Raw genomic sequence first — 19,455 nt, 5'->3', positions numbered from 1 at the left:
GGACGCAGCGAGGATGCCTGCAACCGTGAACACGATCGACGCCCGGCCCGCGTTGGTGGCCCGGCGGCTCGTCGTCACCGTGCTGATGTCAGACGTCCGCGGCTACAGCGGCATCGCGGAACGCACCGATCCGATGGTGCTCGCCGGCCAGCTCGACGCCCACCGGCGGGAGATGGCCACCGCCGTCCTCGACGCCGGCGGGACCGTCATCCAGTACGCGGGTGACGCCGTGCTCGCCGCGTTCGGCGTCCCGGGGCCCGCACCTGACCACCGGGAGCGGGCCTGCCGGGCCGCCGCCGCCATGCACCGCCGGCAGCGGCGGCTCGACGAGACCTGGGCCGCCCAGGGCCTGGCGCCGTTCGGCCTCGGCATCGGGGTGTGCACCGGCGAGGTCGCCGCCGCCGTTCTCGGCGACGACGAGCGGCTCGGGTTCACCCTGGTCGGCGACACGGTGAACCTCGCCGCGCGGCTGCAGAGCATGGCCCGCGAGCCCGGCACCACCGTCGTCTGCGCCCAGACCGCCGCAGGGCTGGCCGGTACCGGCGACGGCGCCGTCGCGCTCGCACCCACGACCGTCAGGGGCCGGGTCGCGCTCGTGCAGGCCTACCGGCTGGCGGCCGCTGCCGCCGGTGCCACCGCCCTGCAGCCGCTGGTCACGCACCGGGCCGTGCTGCGGGAGGTCCCCGCCGGCGGCCCGGCCCGGCGGGCCGCCTGACCACTTCATCCGCAATGGCAGAATCAGCCGCGATGTGCCGGCCGGCGGCCTACCGGTCACGCGAGGTGAGCTGATTCGGGGTGATGCGCATGGCGGTGGGCGGAGTGACGCCGCTGCTGACGACCGACCCCACGCTCCTCGGGCCACACACCCTCGAGGGCGTGCTCGGCACCGGCGGGATGGGCCGGGTCTACCTGGGCCGCTCGCCCGAAGGCCGCCGGGTGGCCGTGAAGGTCATCCACGAGCACCTGGCCCGGGACGGGCAGTACCTGGCCCGGTTCCAGCGTGAGGCGAGGATCGCCTGCAGCGTCGCGCCGTTCTGCACCGCGGAGGTCCTCGACTTCGGCGTGGCCGACGGCCGGCCCTACATCGTCACCGAGTTCCTGGACGGGCCGACGCTCGCCGAGGCCGTCGACGAGCACGGCCCGCTGTCCACCACCGACCTGCACCAGCTCGCCGTCGCGATCGCCGCCGCGCTCACCTCCATCCACAACGCCGGCCTCGTCCACCGGGACGTCAAGCCGGGCAACGTGCTGCTGTCGAAGACCGGGCCGCGGCTCATCGACTTCGGCGTCGCGATGTCGGTCGAGTCGGCCTCGCTGCTGACCGGGGCGTCCGACACCGTCGGCACCCCGGCGTTCATGGCACCCGAGCAGGCCGCACGGGAGGCGACCGGCGCCGCCGCGGACGTCTTCGCCTGGGGTGGTGTCGTCGCGTTCGCCGGCACCGGCCGGTCGCCGTTCGGGCTCGGTGCCGTGCCGGCCGTCATGTACCGGGTGGTGCACGGCGAGCCGGACCTCGACGGGCTCGACACGCGCCTGCTCCCGCTCGTCCGGGCCGCGATGAGCAAGAAGGCGCCCGAGCGGCCGACCGCCACCGACCTGCTCGGCCAGCTGACCGGTTCGACGCGGCCGATGGCCGCCGTGCTGCCGCCCCAGGCTCAGGCCCAGGCCGTGCCCGACCAGCCGCCGGTCGCCGAGCCGATGGAGACGGCAGCCGGCATCGGACCACCCATCACGCCCCCGCCGCCGGCGGCGGGGGTGGAGGTGGAGGTGGAGGGCGGTCAGTCACGGGCCGGACACCGACGCCGTCCACCCGGGAGAGGGCGACGCGCGCTCGGGGCGGTCTCGGCGGCGATCGCCGCCCTCGCGGCCGCCGGCGTGGCACTTCTCCTGGTCCGCTCCATGCCGGACGCCGCTTCCTCCGGTGCCCTCGACGCTCCCGCGGTGACCGTCTCCAGCACCGGAGTGGTCGAGGGCCCGGTGTCAGGTGCTGCCACCGCCGCGGACGTGACGACGCCCTCGGGCCCGCCCGCCGCCACCGGAACGTCCCCTCCGCCCGCGCCGGTCTCCTCCGCCCAGCCGAACAGTGCCCCGGCCACGGTCCCCGTCACCGGCGACGTGCCGGGGTCCGCGGGCGCGCCGGGGCCCGCCCCCGAACCGGGCGGCGGGCGACACACCGTGCAGTACTGGACCGAGGTGCTGCGGACCCTCGACCGGAGCCGGGTCGCCGCCTACGCGGCCGCCGACATCGGCCTGCTCGGCGAGGTGTACACCGAGGCCAGCAGCGCACGGGCCAGCGAGGAGGAGTCGATCCGGGCGATGATCGCGATCGGCGGCCATGGCCAGGGCGGCGAGCAGGTCATCGACTCCGTCGATGTGCTGACCGAGAACGAGCGCATCGTGGTCCTGCGCTTCGCCTCGCACATGATGCCGTTCTCCGTCGTCAGCGCCTCCGGCCGGGTGCTGACCCGGCAGGCGGCCACCGGCACGATGGTCCAGGACGTCAACCTCGTCCCGACCGCGGCCGGGTGGCGGGTCTCCCAGATCACCCCGGTCTGAGCGGCGGTCCGTCACTGGAAAGGGCTGATGACAGCCGCGCCGGGACTACGCGGACAGCTCCGCCCGCGTGGACTGCCAGCGGTCGCGGTAGGCGGTCGGGGCCTCACCGGTCCAGGTGCGGAAGGCGCGGGCGAGCGCGCTCGCGCTGCCGAACCCCACCGCGGCGGCGATCTCACCGACCGGCTGGGTCGTGCTGCTCAACAGGGACATCGCCCGCAGCAGGCGGGCGTGCTGCAGATGGTCGCGCCAGGTCTGGCCCAGCTCGGCGGCGAACCGGCGGCGCAGCACCCGCTCGGAGATCCCGACAGCGCGACAGACAGCACCGGCGGTGACGTCGTCCAGGTGCGCGGCGGTGTAGGCGACCACGTCCCGGATCACCGGATCGTCCGAGACGGGCAGCGACAGGGGCAGCTCCTGCGCGAGCGCCTGGCGGAGGACCCCGGCCAGCGCCTTGAAGAAGGCGAGCGCCTCCGGGTCGTCGTCGAGCCGCTCGACGGGCCAGCGGACGGCGTAGCGCATCATCTCCCGCAGGACCGGCGGGACCGGGATGATCGCCGCCCGCGGGCAGGGCAGGCTGAACACGGCCGGGTCGAAGAAGACCGCCACAGTGTGGACGTCCCGCAGCAGCGGCGAGTGCTCCACTCCGGCCGGGAGCCAGGCCGCGTAGCGCGGCGGCAGCAGGTAGTGCGTCGACCGGGTCCGGATCTCGGCGCTGCCACGGACCGCGTACTCGATCTCGTGCAGGTCGTGGCGATGCCAGTAGGAGATCGGCTCGGTCGCGTGGTGCTCCACCGTGCCTGCGGACACGGTCAGGCGACGGCGCATCGGCAGCAGCGGGGCCACGGGCACGACCGCATCAGGCACGACCAGATCGTAGGCGCCCGAGCCGGGAGAAGCCCGGCACGGCGGCGCCGCGCGACGGGTGGACCGCCGCGCGACACCGCCTGTGCCGGGCGAGAATCAGAACCGCGGATCAGGATCTGACGTACGGCCCCGTCCACAGCTCCTTGTACCGCTGGGCCGCGGCCTCGTGGTAGTCGAAGCCGCACTCCTTGTCGTGCAGGGTGAACTTGCAGCTGTAACCGGTCGAGCCGTCGAAGTAGGACTCGTAGGCGAGCCCGGTCCTCGACGCGGCGGCCCGTTCGAACACGGTGCACATCTGGGTGATGAAGGCCGGGTCGGTCGAGCCCCAGGCCTGGTCGTTCACGCCCCACTCGGGCACCGCGAACGGAACGCCCTGCTCGGCGACCCAGTCGGCCCAGGCACCGATACCGACCGGCTCGCCGTGCGGACCGGGCGGTGCACGCCCGTCAGCGGCACCGCCGGACGATCCAGGTCGGGCGCCGGGGATGGCGTCCACCAGGCCGCGGGTGTAGACGCCCATCGCGGAGCGCCTGCGCAACGCCGCCTCACCGAGGCGTCCTCACCGAGCTGTTCTCACCGAGCTGTCCCCGCAGGGACACCTGTCACCAGGAGGAACTGCTGGACGAGCTGTCGGAGCTGCTGCTCGACCAACTGTCGGAACCGCAGCTGGACGAGCTGCCGCAGCTGCTGCTCGACGAGCTGTCGAAACTGTCCGAGCCGCCGGCACAGGAAGCCGGCCCCGTCCAGCCGTGGTCGTGGCCGTGATGGCCGTCGGAACCGCCGTGACCAGCATGGTCGTGGTGACCGCCGTGACCGCCGTGACCGCCGTGATCGCGGTGGTCGTGGCGGTCGCGGTGGTCGTGGCGGCAGCCGCCGCGGAGGTCGCCATCGTCCGCGCCCCCGGGTTCGCCGGCGCCGACCGGAGCATCCCGGAGGCCGGCGGCGAGGGGAAAGGGGAACGGGAACGTGCCGCCCGCTCCACCACGCCGCCCGCCGGAGATGCCGCCGTGCCCGAGCAGCGGCGAGAGCTCGCCGCCGAACATCTCGGCCATCCGCCAGCGGATCACCCGCGGCAGCAGCGTGAGGAGCACGACCATCATGATGATCATCACGCCGGCGATCATGGGCCCGAGCAGGTACATCCGGTCGGCCGGCAGCAGGAAGGCGACCGTGAGGACGCCCCCGATCAGCAGCATCGGGGCAGCGGCCAGGCCGGCGAGCACACGCGACATGCCAGCGTTGTAGCGCGGGCGACCAGCCGACCGGGAGGAAAGGACGCCGAACCGACAGGGTCCCGCGCGTCCTGGTGGCCCGTCGGGCGACGGTCCGGCGTTTCCCGGTGTGCTCTGCTGATCGACCCGGCCCGACGCGCGCGGACCGCGTGAGATTCTGCTGTCGCGAGGTTCTCCCGCACCACCCGGATCCGGAAGGACGAACGCCCATGCTGCTGAACGGCGTGAACCACGTGGCGATCCTGACGAACGACGCTGAGCGGCTGCACAGGTTCTACCGCGACGTCTTCGAGGCCACGGTGGACCACGAGGAGAGGATGCCCGGTGGAACCCTGTCGCTTCTCTCCATCGGTCCGCTCACCGAGCTCAACATCTTCGAGATCAGCGACAACACCGAGGCGCAGCGGCAGACACCGATGTTCGGCCGCGGCCGCATCGACCACCTCGGTCTGCAGGCCGCCTCCACGGACGCGTTCGACCTGATCCGGGAGCGGCTGATGGCCCGCGGTGCCACCGACGGCTTCGTCACCGACTTCGGCCCCGTCCTGAGCCTGTTCTTCCGCGACCCGGACGGGCTGGAGGCGGAGGTCTGCGTGCCGAACCCGGACGCGAAGCCCGGCGTCTACAACCCCCCTGGCACACCCGCGCCCGGCTATCAGGCCCAGGCCAGTACGGATCAGCCGTAGCCTCCCGAACGCCAGCCGCCGCGTCCTCACGCCCGGACCGGCCTGTAGTCCCGACCGAGCACGATCAAGCAGTCCGAGGAGCCGCGTGTGTGCGACGACGATCCGTCCGGTAGCCCGGCGGGTGCCCGTGCCAGCCTGCCCCGCCCCGCCCCCGGCACGGCTGTGGACCCGGTCGCGCTGGTCCCCGTCGACGAGGTCGTCGTCACCGCGCTGATGGACAACACCTACGACGGGCTGCTGCCCGGCGACGAGCGGGTGATCCGTCCGCCGCGCGGGGTGGGGCTGGTCGAGGCACCGCAGTTCGAGGCCGGGATCACGACGGCGGGGCTGCGGGCCGAGCACGGCTTCTCGGCGCTGGTCCGCGTCCGCCGCGGCGACACGGTCACCACGCTGCTGTTCGACACCGGCGTCTCGCCGGACGGCATGGTGAGCAACGCCGACCGGCTCGGTGTCGACCTCGGCGACGTCCAGGGTGTCGTTCTCAGCCACGGGCACTTCGACCACGCCGGCGGCCTCGCCGGGCTCGCCGGCCGCCGTGGGGTGCGCGGCCTGCCGATGACCGTCCACCCACAGGTCTGGACGCGCCGCCGGCTCGCTCCGCCCGGCCTGGACCCGTCCGAGCTGCCGACGCTGAGCCGGCGCGCGCTGGAGTCCGAGGGTTTCCAGGTGATCGAGCGACGCCAGCCGTCACTGCTGGTCGACGGCCACGTCCTCATCACCGGCGAGATCGACCGCACGACGGACTTCGAACGCGGGATGCCGCCCTCGCACCAGGGGTGGAACGGCTCCGGCTGGCAGCACGACCCGCTCGTCCTCGACGACCAGGCGCTGGTCGTGCACGTGCGGGGCCGGGGTCTCCTGGTCCTGACCGGCTGCGGGCACGCGGGCGCGGTCAACATCGCCCGACACGCCCTGCGGCTGACCGGGGTGGACCGGCTGCACGCGCTGATCGGCGGGCTGCACCTCGGCGGCCCCGCCTTCGAGCCGGTCATCCCGCCGACGGTCAGCGCGCTCACCGAGCTGGCACCCGACCTCGTCGCCTCCGCCCACTGCACCGGCTGGCGCGCGCAGGGGGCCCTCGCCCTGGCGCTCCCCGACGCCTGGGTCCCGAGCAGTTCCGGCACCTCGTTCCGGCTCGCTGCCTGACCGCGCCGCCGCCGCTGCCCCGTCCGGAGCCAGGACACGCCCGTCCGGACGCGGCGACGGAACACGGGCCGGCCGGGCACGCCGGGCACGCCGGTCGGCGGTGTGGACGGCCGCGACCGCGACCAGTGTGGCGGCGCCGCCGAACCACATCGCGGCGCGGGCGTTGACCTGCTCGGCGAGCACCCCGACCAGCAGTGAGCCGAGCGGCGTCGACCCGATCATGATCGTCGAGTAGAGCGCCATGACCCGCCCGCGGAACACCGGGTCGCTGCCCAGCTGGATGCGGTGGTTCGCGGCCTGGGCGAAATAGATCACCCCGAAGCCGGTGACGCACAGGCCGGCCGCCGCGGCCGCGAACGTCGGGGCCCATCCGGTCAGGGTCATCGCCACACCGAGGCCGACAGCCGCCCCGTTCACCAGCCCGGCCGACGGCCGTTCCCGCCGCCCGGTCGTGACCAGCGCCGCCACCAGTGACCCGCCGGCGAACGCGGCGGTCAGCAGGCCGAACGCGGCCGCGTCGGCGTGGAACACCGTCCGGGCCAGCAACGGCAGCGTCAGCTGGAAGTTCATTGCGCACAGGCCGACGGCGGCGACCAGGACCAGGGGCAGCGCCAGGTCGTCGCGGGACGCGACGTAGCGCAGTCCGTCCACGACCCGCACCCGCGACGGCGGGCGGGTGGGCCGCAGCAGCTCCGCGGGCCGCATCATGCGCAGGCCCACCACCGTCGCCAGGTAGCTCACCGCGTTGACGACCATCACCGGCCCGGGGCCGAACGCGGCGATCAGCAGGCCCGCGACCGCCGGGCCGGCCACCCGGGCCAGGTTGAAGTAGGCGGCGCTGAGCGCCGAGGCGTTCGGCAGCAGCTCCGGGCCGACCATCTCGCTGATGAACGACAGCCGGGTGGGGATCTCGACGGCGCTCGCCACACCCAGCGCCAGCGCGAACAGCTGGATCTGCCACAGCGTGACGTCGCCGCCCAGCACCAGCAGCGCGAGCACCAGTGCCAACGCGCCGGAGACGATGTTGGCGAGGGTGAGCAGGAGCCGCTTGTCGTACCGGTCGGCGAGACGGCCGCCGAGCAGTGTCAGCAGCAGTGACGGCGTGAACTGCAGGGCGGTGACGACGGCGAGCGCGCTCGCCGAGTCGTCGGTCAGATCGAGCACCAGCCAGTCCTGCGCGACGACCATCATCCAGGTCCCGGCGACCGACAGGATCTGACCGGCGACGAACAGCCGGAAGTTACGCACACGCAAAGAACGGAACGGGTTCAAGGTCCTCCTCGCCGCGGCTGGTCAACGCGGCCGGGCCCCGCCGGGCGCACGAAAACGCCCGGCGGCCCTCGGCTCGCCCTCTGAGCATCTCGCGCAGCGGGCGGCCGAGGGCCGGGCCCCGCGGAGGACCTCACCCGAAGAGGACCGGTCAGGACCCGAAGAGGACCGATCAGGAAAGCGCCACCAGGGCCCCGAGCGTGAATCCGACCGCCGTGAGCCAGACCAGGGTCGGCAGCATCCGCAACCATCCGGACAGGGCGGGCACCGGGCCTGCCTCGCGTTCGGGCGCGCCCTGCGGTTCCGAGGCCGCACCCGCGGGCTGCGCCCGGGCTCCCCCCGCTGCCGGAGCCGGGACCGGCCCGCGGCCCGGTTCGGGCCCCCGCCCCTGGCCGCTGAGAACGGTCTGGACCTCGGAGTTGTCGACCACCGCCGGCGGACGGCGGACCGGTCGGGATGCCCGCAGTGTGATCTCCGGGCCATTGCTGCCGCCGAGGCGGACGTGGGCCTCGCCGTCCACGGCGAACTCCTTCGCCCGGACGCCGTCCCGCCAGATGCCGTTGCTGCTCAGGTCACGGGCGATCCAGCCGGCCGGCCCCGGCACGAGCTCGACGTGACGGCGGGAGACCTTCCCGTCCGCCACCGCCAGATCCGCCTCGCGGCCACGGCCGATCACGTGCGAACGGTCCGGGGACAGTTCCACCGAGCCTGCGGGGGTGGTCACCCGAATACTGCCCAGTTCCATCGACGTCACCTTCCTCAGGCCATGTACACGGCGTTGTCGCGGACCGTCACCGCTACCGGCGGCAGATTCTTCTTGGCGGGCCCGGCGACGGGTGCGCCGGTGCGTGCGTCGAAGCTGCTGCCGTGGCAGGGACAGTTGATCTGGCCCTGGGCCACCGACGAGACCAGACAGCCCTGATGGGTGCACACCGCGGAGAAGCCCTGGATGTCGTCGCCGCTGCCCCTGGTCAGAACGATGCCGGCGTCGCTGAGGACGACCCCACCGTCCGCCGGGACGTCGGAGAGCTGGGCGAGTGGCCCGGTGGTCCCGCCGGGTGCCCCTCCACCGCCGTTGGCCGCTGCCGTCGGAGGCTTCGGGTCCGCCGCGCTGCTGTTCGACGCGACGGCGAACCCGGCCGCGGCACCGGCGACGGTGACGACGACGCCCGGCACCACCACTCGTCGTGTCGGAGTTTCCTGCGCCATGTACCGGCCTCTTTCAGAACTTCGGGATGTCGGGACGGGTGAAGAACCACAGCGAGGCGCTCAGCCAGAGCACCACCAGGGAGAGAAGAACAGCGGATCCGAGAACCGGCAGGGCCCACCCGGGCAGCCGGCGGGTGCGCAGTCCGAGCATCTTCGCGGCGTAGGCGCCGTAGAACACACAACCCACCAGGCTGTGCACGAGCGTGCGGGTCTCGTCACTGGCGAAACCGAGCGCCCAGACGCAGTGGAAAGCGACCGGCAGCGTGAGGACGAACGCCACCGTGCCGCTCCACCGATGCAGCGGCGCGGCCCAGGCCGGGGCGCGGCCGGCGCCGGGAAGGCGGCCCCACATCCACAGTGCCGTGGTGAGCTGGACGAGGAGAAGGGCGGCGGCCCCCGTCGTCAGCCAGGCCTTCATCGGCAGTGCTCCGGAGAAACCGAGCGTGTACAGGGGGCGGCCAGCCGGGTCATGCTCGCGTGCGTACACACCCAGTGACACCGCGACTGCGACACCCACGAGCAGGGCCAGGGCGAACCCGGCCCCCGCCGAGCGCGCGAGCACCGCCTCCGATCCCGTACTCCGATCGGACCTCTGTGTTCCGAGCGCCATCCGCCCCCCTCGTTGCACCGTCAATGTGATGACGCACTATCCAGCAACGGTTCGCTGGAGATCAAGCAAAGTCATCCGCCTGACAGACCATGGGGAAAAAACGTGCGACCGTTGGGAAAGATGTCTCCGCGCGGCCGCCTCCCGGCCAGCTCCGGGCACATCATCGAACAGCACGCGCACGGAATGCTACGCAGGGTACGTACTGTCATCAGGGTCGCGGAAGCTGCCGCTGTGGATCCGCCGGAACCGCGCCAGACGTTCCGACCTGCCCTTTCCCCTGGGGATGACGGCGCACCGTCCAAGAACGCGCTTCTTGCCATGGCAGTTCTCTGCCACCCAGCCGGTGCGACAGAGAACGACCGTCCCGTCCGCGGCGGCGCGTCCGGCCGCCACGGACGGGACTGCCGGCCAGGTGGTGCTGCCGGTCAGGTCCGACCGCCGGTCAGGTGGTGCGGTTGCCGTGGTCCTCGGTGATGCCCGTGATCGGCGCGTCGCTCTCGATGCGGGCCTGGCGGGCGAGGGCGAGGCGGGTGCGGGCCGGCGGGTCCGCCGGGATGACCGGCAGGGACTGGCCGCGGCGGGACGCCTCGTGCTCGAGACGCGCGCGGGCCTTGGCGAGGGTGTCCTCGCTCGGCTGGAGCACCTGCTTCGTGTCGAGGGTGGCGGGGTGCTGCGGCAGCGCCCGCTCGACCCGGAACAGGACCCGGTCGCCGTCGGGCCCGGCATCGCCGACGAACGTGCGGAACCCGGCGAAGGTGAGGGACGCCCGGCCCTTCAGCTGCCAGGGCGTTCCCGTGGGCAGTCGCAGCAGGAATCCGTCATCGGTCAGGGAGAAGTCGAGCGCGCGCATCGGAAGGGGGTACCCGTCGTCGTCGAGTACCGACAGATGAGCGGGAGTCCCGCCCTCGACGGCCTCCCGGGCCACGACCGGCCAGGGGCGGACCGGCCAGGCGGACTTCTTCATACGCCCGGCGGGCGCCGGATCCGACACCGGGAAGACCGTTCCGGGCTCGGCGGACCACACCTGCGGCGGGCTGTCGAGCGCCGCGTGGTTCTCCCACCAGTACACCCGCTCGGGCTTGTTCTCGATGATGATGCGGGACCAGTAGGTGACCGCCTTGCGCGCCTCCTCCCAGGTGATGCCGTGACTGATCCCCTTGTAGCCGGTCTCGGCGAGGTATCGGACGGCGTTCGCCTGGATGTCGCTGTCGCGGACCGCGCCGTGCGCGCGCACGACCACGACCGGCTCCTCGGGCCTGCCCTCGATCAGCAGGCCGACCTTCGGGTTGCGCCGCACCCGCTCGGCCTTGGCGGGATTGGGCAGACCGGTCGCCAGGTCGATCGACGACATGTCGTCGGCCGGGAAGTAGTAGGTCGGCGTGTCGATCGGGATACCCGCCGCGGACACCGTGGAGAACTCCGCCACCACGCCCGACTCGATGAGACCTGACACCGCCGCCGGGAGATCGTGAAGACCACTCATCGCGCTGACCATCTCCTGTCATATGGATGGGTGCTGACGCGGCAGGCCCGGATGCGGGGCGTTTGCCGCTGCAGTGGAATCTCAGCTCCGGACGACCGGCACCCAGTCGTAGGTCTCACCCTCGGGGCCCATCGGGGAATCATGCTCCTCGACGATGCAGATCGGGTTCTCGTGGGTGGCGAAGAGCTTCTTCTCGTCCTCCATCGTGTACGGCAGGCGCTCCGGATCCCGGATAAGCCGCTGCGAGGTCTCGAAATCCTCGCGACTGTTCCACCAGATCTCCATGATGCAGTCGTAGCCGCTGTCGTGGATCTCACCCGTCACCGGGTTCTCGACCGGCGTGAGGTAGCGCCGCACGTAGCGCACCGCGTTCGGAATCGCCGGCTTTCCTAATTTCGCCGCCAACTGCGTGTGATGGTTCTCGTAGTAGTCGAGGAACTCGTCCATCGTCATGTCGGGGCGCTTGCGAAAGAAACATACCTGCTTGAACAAGAGGAACTCCCCTCTCTCTCCCGGAAACAGCTGGCGAACCAGCCCCGACCGACCGGGGCCGGCGTTCTCCGTGAATTCCGCCGGACGTAATCCTAGCAAGGATTACAATATAAAGAAAGGGGTGGGTGTCCGGGCGACGGTCACCGACGGCGCAGGTACCGGGCAGAACGGGTGATCCCGCACCGGCCCGGTCGGGCCCCTTCCCCGTGCGGCAGTTAGTCATCGTCGTGCCGGGGAAGCAGTGCTCCATGGCCACCAGCCCTCGCACCTTCGGCGTCGAGGAGGAGTTCCTCCTCCTCGATCCCGACAGCCTCGCGGTGCGTGCCGCCGCTCCCCGCGTGCTCTCCCGGAGCAGCGGCCGCGGCGACCTCGACGGCGAACTGGACGGCGACCTCGACGTCGAGCTGACCCGGGAGCAGGTGGAGAGCGGGTCCGCCCCGCACACCTCGCTCGCACTGGTTCGGGGGTCGTTGTCCACACTGCGGCGCGCCGCCGCCCAGGCGGCCCGCGCCGAGGGTGTCATGCTCGCCGCGACCGCCACCAGCCCCACCCGCGGCGATCCGACCCTCACCCACAAACCGCGCTACGAGCGGATGCGGGACGAGTTCGGCCTGACCGCCCGGGAACAGCTCACCTGCGGCTGCCACGTGCACGTCGGGATCGAGTCGCCGGACGAGGCGGTCGGCGCGCTCGACCGGCTGCGACCGTGGCTGTCGGTACTGGCCGCGCTGTCCGCGAACTCCCCCCTCTGGCACGGCGAGGACACCGGCTACGCCAGCTACCGCACCCAGGTCTGGGCACGCTGGCCAACGGCCGGGGCCCCCGCGGCGTTCGGCTCCGCCGCGGAGTACGACCGGGTCGTCGACCTGCTCGTGCGCAGCGGCGCGGCGATGGACGACGACATGATCTACTTCGATGCCCGTCTCTCCCGCCACTACCCCACCCTGGAGCTGCGGGTCGCGGACGTCTGCCTCTCGGTCGAGGACGCCGTCCTGCTCGCGGCGCTCGCCCGTGGCCTCGTCACGACCGCGGCAGCCGACTGGGCGGACGGCCGGCCGGTGCCCGACGCCCGTCCGGAGGTGCTGCGGGCGGCGACGTGGCGGGCGGCCCGCGACGGCATCCAGGGAGAACTGGTCGACCCCGTGTCCGGCGAGCTGGTGAAGGCCCGCGCGATGGTCGACCGGCTGGTGGAGCGGATCTCCCCCGCGCTCGCCGCGGCAGGTGACCTGGCAGCGGTCGGCGGGATGGTGGACACCCTGTTCGCCCGCGGTACCGGTGCCGACCGTCAGCGCGCCATGCTGCGTCGCCGCGGGCGGATCGCCGACGTCGTGGACCTGATCGTGCGGGAGACCGATCCGGAGTCAGCGGGCGGGTCGCCGGTGTGACACCGCTTCGCCGCAACGCCGCTTCGCCGCAACACTGCTTCGCCGCAACGCCGCAACGCCGCTTCACGGACAGCCCGGAGGGTGCGGATGGTTAGGACGCGCTCAGCGGGCATAGATCGCGGCGTGACTCTTTTCGGCGTTCATGCGTCCCACGAACAGATCGCGCCCGGTGAGCTGGTACGCGCCGTCGTGCTGGCCGAGCAGGCCGGATTCGGCGCGGCGATGTCGTCCGACCACTTCTCGCCGTGGAGCGCGCGGCAGGGCGAGTCGGGTTTCGCCTGGACCTGGCTCGGCGCGGCGATGCAGGCGACGAACCTGCCGTTCGGCGTCGTCACCGCGCCCGGCCAGCGCTACCACCCGGCGATCAGCGCCCAGGCGATCGCCACGGTCGCCGCCATGTTCCCCGGCCGGTTCTGGGCCGCGCTCGGCACCGGAGAGGCCAGCAACGAGCACATCACCGGCGATCCGTGGCCCGCGAAGCCGGTGCGGGCGGCGCGGCTGCGGGAGTGCGTCGACGTCCTGCGTGCGCTGTTCGCCGGCGAGGAGGTCACCCATCACGGACTCGTCACCGTCGACCGGGCCCGGCTGTGGACGCTGCCCGCCGAACCGCCGGCGCTCGTCGGCGCGGCCGTCAGCCCGGAGACGGCGGCGTGGTGCGCGGAATGGGCGGACGGCCTGATCACCGTCAACGGGCCCGAGGAGCGGCTGCGTGCGGTCGCCGACGCCTACCGCGACGCCGGCGGGCGCGGCCCGCTGCGCCTGCAGGTTCACCTCAGCTACGCCCCTGACGCCGACGAGGCGACGCGCATCGCCCACGACCAGTGGCGTTCGAACGTGTTCGCGCCGCCGGCCTGCTGGGACATCGACCACATCGACACGTTCGACGCGGTGTCCGCGCACGTCCCGCCGGAGGTCGTCGCCGAGTCCGTCAACATCTCCAGCGACCTGGGCTGGCACGCCGAGCAGCTCACGCGGTACACCGAGCTCGGCTACGAGGAGATCTTCCTGCACCACGTCGGCCAGCACCTGGACGAGTTCATCGAGGTGTTCGCCGGATCCGTCCTGCCGCAGCTCACCGACATCCCTGGCACCCCCGGCACCTCCGGCGGCTCCGGCGGCTCCGGCACCGCGGCGACCCGTCCGACGGCACAGCGGCCGACCGCGGCCCGGGCGGGAGCGGCGCAGGCATGAGGCTGACCAGGACGGGTGACCTCTGGTGGAAGACCGCAGTCGTCTACTGCCTGGACGTCGAGACCTTCTCCGACTCCGACGGCGACGGCTGCGGCGACTTCCGCGGGTTGTCCCAACGGCTCGACCACCTGCACGAACTTGGCGTCACGTGCCTGTGGCTGATGCCGTTCTACCCATCCCCCGACCGCGACGACGGCTACGACATCACCGACTTCTACGGCGTCGACCCGCGTCTGGGCACCCACGGCGACCTGGTCGAGTTCCTGCGGCTCGCCCGCGACCGCGGTATCCGGGTGATCATCGATCTCGTCGTCAACCACACCTCCGACCAGCACCCCTGGTTCCGTTCCGCGCGTTCCAGCCGGGATTCTCCCTATCGCGACTTCTACGTGTGGCGGGACGAGCCACCGGAGGACGGCCCGTCCGACGTGGTGTTCCCGGACAAGGAGGACAGCGTCTGGCAGTACGACGAGGAAGCCGGCCAGTACTATCTACACCGGTTCTACAAGCACCAGCCCGACCTCGACGTCACCAGTCCCGACGTGCGCGACGAGATCGCCCGGGTCCTCGGTTTCTGGCTGGAACTCGGCGTCTCCGGTTTCCGGGTCGACGCGGTTCCGTTCCTGCTGGAGACCGCCGGCGCGCTGGACGCCGAGGACCTGCCGAACCCCCACGACTTCCTGCGTGACCTGCGGGCTTTTCTGTCCCGTCGCAGCGGCGAGGCGATCCTGCTCGGCGAGGTGAACCTTCCCTACCCGGAGCTTCGCACGTTCTTCGGCGACGAGGACGGCGACGAGCTGACAATGTGCTTCGACTTCCCGGGTATGCAGCAGCTCTATCTGGCGATGGCCCGGGAGGACGCCTCCGTGCTCGCCACCACGCTGCGGGAGCGGCCGGCCGCACCGAAGGACGGGCACTGGGCGACCTTCGTCCGCAACCACGACGAGCTGACGCTCGACAAACTGAGCGACGACGAGCGCGGGGAGGTCTTCGCCGCGTTCGGCCCCGACCCGTCGATGCAGCTGTACGACCGCGGGCTGCGCCGGCGGCTGCCCCCGATGCTCGACGGGGACCCGGCGCGCCTGCGCCTCGTCTACAGTCTGCTGTTCGCGCTGCCCGGCACCCCGACCCTCTTCTACGGCGAGGAGATCGGGATGGGCGAGAACCTGGCTGCCGAGGGCCGTCTCGCCGTGCGCACGCCGATGCAGTGGACGGACGGCCCGAACGGCGGCTTCTCCGCTGTCGAGCCCGACCACCTCGTCGGCCCGGTCGTCGAGGGCGACTTCGCCCCGGCGAAGGTCAACGTGGCGGCCCAGCAGGACGATCCCGATTCGCTGCTGTCCTGGTTCACCGCGATGATCCGCGTCTACCGGCGCTGCCCGGAACTCGCCTGGGGCGACGGCGCCGTGCTCGACTGCCCCGGCGCCCCCGCCCTGTTCGTCCACCGCAGCGATCTGGACGGCCAGACCGTCGTGACGGTGCACAACCTCGGTCGGGAACCCGTCGCCACGCGCCTCGCGCTCGCCGGCGTCGAGTCCGGCGACCGGTTGACGCAGCTGGCCGGGTCCGGCGGCTTCCGCGGCTCCCACGGGTCCGGCGGGTCCGGCGGCGATCTGACTGCCGGTGACGGCGGCGCCGTCGACCTCGACCTGGCCGGCTACGGCTACTGCTGGCTGCGCATCCGGCGCCGTGGGACGACCGGGACGGGGTGAATCTGGACCTCGCCGATGCCGGTCTGATCGTGGGAACCTCGGCGGGCGCGATCGCCGACATGAGATTCGTGCTCGGTACGGAGGCCTGGCCAGCTCAGCGGCTGCTGATCACCGCCGTGGAGCTGGAAACCGGTCAGCCCGTCGTCTGGGACGGTGGCAGCGGTGTTCCGTGCCCCTGGAGGAGGCCGCGGCGTGGAGGCGGACCGGTAGTCGGGCGGGCGGTCAGACGCGGGCAGGGTCAGAAGCCGGCTGGGATCAGCGGCGGGCTGGGAGAGGCCGGCTGGAATCAGAGCGCGCTCAGACCGGTGCGCAGCGAACCGCGCCCGGTGAGGAGCAGCAGCAGGTCAGCGGCATCGGGGCCGCGGGCCGCCAGCTCCGCGGCAAGGTCGAGACCAGCGGCCAGGGCCGAGCCGAGCGGGGCCCCGGCCCCCGGCCCGCTGTCGCCCGGGAGCGCACGGGCCAGGTCGAGGCCGTGCACGGTCAGTTCGAAGGTCCTCGTCGGCAGGTAGTCGACGAAGGCCATCGTGCCGACCGGGCTGCGGATCAGGGTGTTGTCCGCGGTGGCGGCCACCAGGGCCAGCACCCGGGTGGCGAGCGTGCACACCGCGCCCGCCGGGTCCGCGCCGAGGGCCCGGCCGGCGACGCGGCCACGTTCGGCCACGGCGGCGGGATCCCCGAGGCTGGCCCGCGCCGCGAGGTAGTAGTCCGCCGGCCCGGCCAACTCGTACGCGTCCGCGTCGAGCACCGGATCGGTGGGCCTGCCGGCCTGCCGGGCCCGCGTTCCCTGCACAACCGGTGCGGGCTGGGCGGCTGTCGGCAGGTAGGCCTCGATCGTCGACAGCGCTCGGCTGGCGTGGCCCACCAGGTCGCGCACCGTCCACTGACCGAGAGCGGGAAGCTGCCAGTCCTCCGACCCGACCCTCGCCACCAGTGCGGTGAAGGCGGCGGTGGCCTGGCCGAAGGCCTCGCGCCGGGCCTCGGACGTCCTGACAGCTGCTTCGTCGATGCTCCGCATGTAACGACTTATAGTCGTTACATGAAGGGCGTGGCAACCGCTGTCCGGGTGCTCCCGCCGGGCGAGCTGCCCGACTGGGAGCTGCAGTTCCGGTTCCTCTCCGGCCGGCTCTGCCTGGCATACACGGCGACGGTGGGCGAGCGCTGGCGCCGTAGCTTCGAGCGACTCCGCTCCGGGGAGGATCTTGGCCGCTGGTTCGTGGCCGCGGGCCTGCTGACGGAGCCGCCGACGGTCACCGAGGCGCGGCTGCGGTCCGCTCGCCGGTTGCGGGAGGCTGTCTACCGCACGGCGCGGGCCGCGATCGACGGCGGGGCAGCCGACGGCAGTGATCTCCGGACGATCAACACGCATGCCCGGCACGCGGGCCTGGCCCCGCAGCTCACCGGCCTGGGCTCCCAGGAGCTCCATCCGGGGCGCGCCCCGGTCGAGGCCGCACTGGCCACGGTCGCGCGGGACGCCGTAGAACTGCTGGGCAGCCCGGACGTCGCGCGGCTACGGGAGTGCGCCAGCGACGAGTGCGCGCTGCTGTTCTTCGACGCGTCCCGGCCCGGCCGACGCCGCTGGTGCTCGGACCAGGCCTGTGGGAACCGTGCCCGCGCCGCCCACCACCGGGCCCGCCGTTCCTGACTGCCGCCCGCGACACCCGCGATGGTGTCCGACGATAACGGTGCGTCGGGGGGCGCACCCGCCGACCTACAGCCATGGAGATGCCGGTGATGGTCGCCGCCGTGCCCAGCCCTTCCTATTCCGTTCTGCTCGCCGAGGACGACCCGGGCGACGCGATGCTGGTGACCGAAGCATTCCTTGCCCGCGGTCTCGGGCAGGAGGTGGAGACCGTCGCCGCGATCAAGGCCGATCCGGAGCTGCGGACGTTTTGACGCCCGTCTGATCGTTCAGGGCTGCCGGTGCGTCAGTCGGGGTCGCGGCGTGGCGGCCTGGTGCGGACGATGCCGTCGAGGTCGCCGGGGCCGGGGGCCGCGCGCACGTCGCGCAGGCTGACCGGCTCGCCGCACTCGGAGCAGCCGAGCACGGTGTGGAAGACCTCCCCGCAGCCGGTGTGCCGCAGCTGCAGGGGCGGCCCGTCGGGCGCGGCGTGCCGGTCGCCCCACTCGCGCATCGCGGTCAGGACGGGCCACAGGTCACGGCCCTTGTCGGTGAGCCGGTAGTCGTGGCGCGGGGGGTTGTCCTGGTAGGGCACCCGGGTCAGCACTCCGGCGTCGACCAGGCCGGCCAGGCGCTGGTTGAGGATGTTGCGGGAGATGCCGAGCCGCTTCTGGAAGTCGTCGAAGCGGGTCACCCCGAGGAAGGCGTCGCGGACGATCAGCATCGTCCACCACTCGCCGACGATCTCCAGCGTCTGGGCGACCGAGCAGTGCATGCCGGCGAAGCTCTTGCGCTCCATTACTCCACGCTAGTGGGTTGCTTGATAGAACTGCAAGCTCCTAGGGTGAGTTCCATGACGGAACTCACGGTGGAGCGGGGCCCCACCACACAGTCGGCCAGGACGGCGTCCGGGCGCGGGGTGCTGCTGATCGTCTGCGCCGGCGTGGTCCTGGTGAACCTCGACCTGTTCGTCGTCAACGTGGCGCTGCCGCAGATCGCCCGCGACCTCGGCGAGAGCGATCTGGGCACGCTGTCCTGGGTCCTCAACGGGTACGCGGTCTGCTACGCCGCGCTGCTGGTGTTCTTCGGCCGGCTGGCGGACCGCTACCGCCGCGATCTCGGCTTCCTGCTCGGCGTCGTGATCTTCACGGCGGCGTCCGCGGCCTGCGCGGCCGCCAGCAACGTCGAGATGCTGATCGGCTTCCGGCTGGCGCAGGCCGTCGGCGCCGCCCTCGTGACGCCGACCTCGCTGGGTCTGGTGCTCGCCGCCCACAGCGCCGAGCACCGCCAGGGAGCCGTCCGGGCGTGGACGGCCATCGGCGGCATGGCGGCGGCGATCGGCCCGGTGATCGGCGGTCTGCTCGTCGCCGCGAGCTGGCGTTGGGCCTTCCTGGTGAACATCCCTGTCGGTCTGGCGGCCCTGGTGGCCGGGCGCCGGTGGCTGCCGAAGCTGGCAGGCCAGCCGACGGAGCGGCCCGACCCGCTCGGGGTGGTGCTGGCGACCGGCGGCATCGGGCTGCTGACGGCGGGGCTCGTCCGCGGCGGCGACTGGGGGTGGACGTCCGCGGCCCTGCTCGGGACGCTACTCGGTGCCGTGGTGCTGCTGGCACTGTTCGTGGCCCGCAGAACTACGTCTCCGGGGTGCTCGGCGGCATGCTCCTCACCGGCATCGGTGTGGGCCTGACGTTGCCCACCATGATGGCCACCGCCTCGGGATCGCTGCCGCCGCAGTCGTTCGCGACCGGCTCCGCGGTGGTCAACATGCTGCGCCAGACGGGCTTCGCGCTCGGAGTGGCGGTCGCCATCGCGATCCTCGGCGAGTCGTCGGTGGGCACCGGGACGTCCCTGCACGCCTTCCGGGAAACCTGGTGGGTGACGGCGGGCCTCGCCCTGGTCGGCATCGTCCCCGCGGTGGTGCTGCTACGCCGGCCGGCGCGGGCCACGCACCCCGCGCGCCCGGTGACTCCACCCGCGAGGTGACCGGGATGGGGCCGGTAGCGTG

Annotated in this window: 22 protein-coding genes and 1 pseudogene; 11 read left to right on the top strand and 12 right to left on the bottom strand. The window is 72.5% G+C overall.

The window, feature by feature from the left end; all coding sequences use genetic code 11:
* The first annotated feature begins 13 nt into the window (after positions 1-13).
* Both B207_RS0117325 and B207_RS40695 read left to right on the top strand, forming a co-directional pair.
* The gene (locus B207_RS0117325) at positions 14-715 is read left to right on the top strand and encodes an adenylate/guanylate cyclase domain-containing protein (RefSeq protein WP_326828413.1); all 702 of its coding nucleotides are present in this window, start codon (positions 14-16) and stop codon (positions 713-715) included.
* A gap of 89 nt (positions 716-804) precedes the next feature.
* Positions 805-2,556 (top strand): serine/threonine protein kinase, encoded by a 1,752-nt coding sequence (locus B207_RS40695; protein ID WP_195905307.1) that lies wholly within the window; start codon positions 805-807, stop codon positions 2,554-2,556.
* A 45-nt stretch (positions 2,557-2,601) separates the two neighbouring features.
* Here B207_RS40695 and B207_RS0117315 read toward each other — a convergent pair whose 3' ends face one another.
* The 3 genes from B207_RS0117315 to B207_RS40690 all read right to left on the bottom strand — a co-directional run bounded on the left by B207_RS0117315 (position 2,602) and on the right by B207_RS40690 (position 4,652).
* Positions 2,602-3,420 carry an AraC family transcriptional regulator gene (locus tag B207_RS0117315; RefSeq protein WP_026311156.1) on the bottom strand — a complete coding sequence of 273 codons (819 nt, stop codon included), beginning with the start codon at positions 3,418-3,420 and terminating at the stop codon, positions 2,602-2,604.
* Positions 3,421-3,529: 109 nt separating this feature from the next.
* Entirely contained in the window at positions 3,530-3,958 is a 429-nt protein-coding gene (locus tag B207_RS0117310) for a hypothetical protein (protein WP_018637827.1), read from the bottom strand.
* 64 nt (positions 3,959-4,022) lie between these two features.
* Positions 4,023-4,652 (bottom strand): hypothetical protein, encoded by a 630-nt coding sequence (locus B207_RS40690; protein WP_026311155.1) that lies wholly within the window; start codon positions 4,650-4,652, stop codon positions 4,023-4,025.
* A 209-nt stretch (positions 4,653-4,861) separates the two neighbouring features.
* Between B207_RS40690 and B207_RS0117300 the strand changes: the two genes are divergently transcribed.
* Positions 4,862-5,338, top strand: a complete 477-nt coding sequence (locus B207_RS0117300) for a VOC family protein (RefSeq protein WP_018637826.1) — start codon at positions 4,862-4,864, stop codon at positions 5,336-5,338.
* 224 nt (positions 5,339-5,562) lie between these two features.
* Here B207_RS0117300 and B207_RS41570 read toward each other — a convergent pair whose 3' ends face one another.
* A complete protein-coding gene (locus B207_RS41570; protein ID WP_230205079.1) occupies positions 5,563-5,742 on the bottom strand; it encodes a hypothetical protein in 180 nt (59 codons plus the stop codon).
* A 19-nt stretch (positions 5,743-5,761) separates the two neighbouring features.
* Here B207_RS41570 and B207_RS42905 point away from each other — a divergent pair, with 19 nt between their 5' ends.
* Positions 5,762-6,484 (top strand): MBL fold metallo-hydrolase, encoded by a 723-nt coding sequence (locus B207_RS42905; RefSeq protein WP_407671427.1) that lies wholly within the window; start codon positions 5,762-5,764, stop codon positions 6,482-6,484.
* Between the two features lie 54 nt (positions 6,485-6,538).
* Here the strand turns inward: B207_RS42905 and B207_RS34335 are convergent.
* The 6 genes and pseudogenes from B207_RS34335 to B207_RS0117265 all read right to left on the bottom strand — a co-directional run.
* Positions 6,539-7,756, bottom strand: a pseudogene (locus B207_RS34335) (MFS transporter); the annotation flags it as partial.
* 169 nt (positions 7,757-7,925) lie between these two features.
* Positions 7,926-8,498, bottom strand: coding sequence for an FHA domain-containing protein (locus B207_RS0117285; RefSeq protein WP_026311154.1), 573 nt, complete (start codon positions 8,496-8,498; stop codon positions 7,926-7,928).
* A 14-nt stretch (positions 8,499-8,512) separates the two neighbouring features.
* Positions 8,513-8,962: a Rieske (2Fe-2S) protein gene (locus B207_RS0117280; protein ID WP_026311153.1), complete on the bottom strand. Its 450-nt coding sequence runs from the start codon at positions 8,960-8,962 to the stop codon at positions 8,513-8,515.
* A gap of 13 nt (positions 8,963-8,975) precedes the next feature.
* Positions 8,976-9,572: a DUF6529 family protein gene (locus tag B207_RS0117275; RefSeq protein WP_018637819.1), complete on the bottom strand. Its 597-nt coding sequence runs from the start codon at positions 9,570-9,572 to the stop codon at positions 8,976-8,978.
* A 442-nt stretch (positions 9,573-10,014) separates the two neighbouring features.
* On the bottom strand, positions 10,015-11,055 hold the full coding sequence (locus tag B207_RS0117270; protein WP_026311152.1) for a pyridoxamine 5'-phosphate oxidase family protein: 1,041 nt from the start codon (positions 11,053-11,055) through the stop codon (positions 10,015-10,017).
* 81 nt (positions 11,056-11,136) lie between these two features.
* The gene (locus tag B207_RS0117265; RefSeq protein ID WP_026311151.1) at positions 11,137-11,547 is read right to left on the bottom strand and encodes an EthD domain-containing protein; all 411 of its coding nucleotides are present in this window, start codon (positions 11,545-11,547) and stop codon (positions 11,137-11,139) included.
* Positions 11,548-11,795: 248 nt separating this feature from the next.
* Here B207_RS0117265 and B207_RS0117260 point away from each other — a divergent pair, with 248 nt between their 5' ends.
* From B207_RS0117260 to B207_RS0117250, 3 genes are all read left to right on the top strand, one after another.
* Positions 11,796-12,932, top strand: coding sequence for a carboxylate-amine ligase (locus B207_RS0117260; protein WP_018637816.1), 1,137 nt, complete (start codon positions 11,796-11,798; stop codon positions 12,930-12,932).
* 123 nt (positions 12,933-13,055) lie between these two features.
* Complete coding sequence (locus tag B207_RS0117255; protein ID WP_018637815.1) at positions 13,056-14,123, top strand: TIGR03885 family FMN-dependent LLM class oxidoreductase; 1,068 nt, start codon at positions 13,056-13,058, stop codon at positions 14,121-14,123.
* On the top strand, positions 14,120-15,835 hold the full coding sequence (locus B207_RS0117250) for an alpha-amylase family protein (protein ID WP_018637814.1): 1,716 nt from the start codon (positions 14,120-14,122) through the stop codon (positions 15,833-15,835). Before B207_RS0117255 ends, B207_RS0117250 begins: the two co-directional genes overlap by 4 nt.
* Before the next feature lie 286 nt (positions 15,836-16,121).
* Here B207_RS0117250 and B207_RS0117245 read toward each other — a convergent pair whose 3' ends face one another.
* Positions 16,122-16,850, bottom strand: coding sequence for a maleylpyruvate isomerase N-terminal domain-containing protein (locus B207_RS0117245; protein ID WP_018637813.1), 729 nt, complete (start codon positions 16,848-16,850; stop codon positions 16,122-16,124).
* Positions 16,851-16,880: 30 nt separating this feature from the next.
* Here B207_RS0117245 and B207_RS0117240 point away from each other — a divergent pair, with 30 nt between their 5' ends.
* Entirely contained in the window at positions 16,881-17,477 is a 597-nt protein-coding gene (locus B207_RS0117240) for a CGNR zinc finger domain-containing protein (protein WP_035741052.1), read from the top strand.
* A gap of 86 nt (positions 17,478-17,563) precedes the next feature.
* The gene (locus B207_RS38475; RefSeq protein ID WP_230205069.1) at positions 17,564-17,728 is read left to right on the top strand and encodes a response regulator; all 165 of its coding nucleotides are present in this window, start codon (positions 17,564-17,566) and stop codon (positions 17,726-17,728) included.
* A gap of 32 nt (positions 17,729-17,760) precedes the next feature.
* Here the strand turns inward: B207_RS38475 and B207_RS34330 are convergent, their stop codons facing one another.
* Positions 17,761-18,252, bottom strand: a complete 492-nt coding sequence (locus tag B207_RS34330) for a winged helix-turn-helix transcriptional regulator (RefSeq protein ID WP_018637810.1) — start codon at positions 18,250-18,252, stop codon at positions 17,761-17,763.
* 54 nt (positions 18,253-18,306) lie between these two features.
* Between B207_RS34330 and B207_RS34325 the strand changes: the two genes are divergently transcribed.
* Both B207_RS34325 and B207_RS41560 read left to right on the top strand, forming a co-directional pair.
* Positions 18,307-19,137, top strand: coding sequence for an MFS transporter (locus B207_RS34325; RefSeq protein WP_230205068.1), 831 nt, complete (start codon positions 18,307-18,309; stop codon positions 19,135-19,137).
* Positions 19,107-19,433, top strand: coding sequence for an MFS transporter (locus B207_RS41560; RefSeq protein WP_230205067.1), 327 nt, complete (start codon positions 19,107-19,109; stop codon positions 19,431-19,433). The genes B207_RS34325 and B207_RS41560 overlap by 31 nt, the downstream gene beginning before the upstream one ends.
* The last annotated feature ends 22 nt before the right edge of the window (positions 19,434-19,455 follow it).

The sequence above is a fragment of the Parafrankia elaeagni genome, from assembly GCF_000374165.1.
Classification (GTDB): domain Bacteria; phylum Actinomycetota; class Actinomycetes; order Frankiales; family Frankiaceae; genus Parafrankia; species Parafrankia elaeagni.
This window is presented reverse-complemented; position numbering and strand designations above follow the sequence as displayed.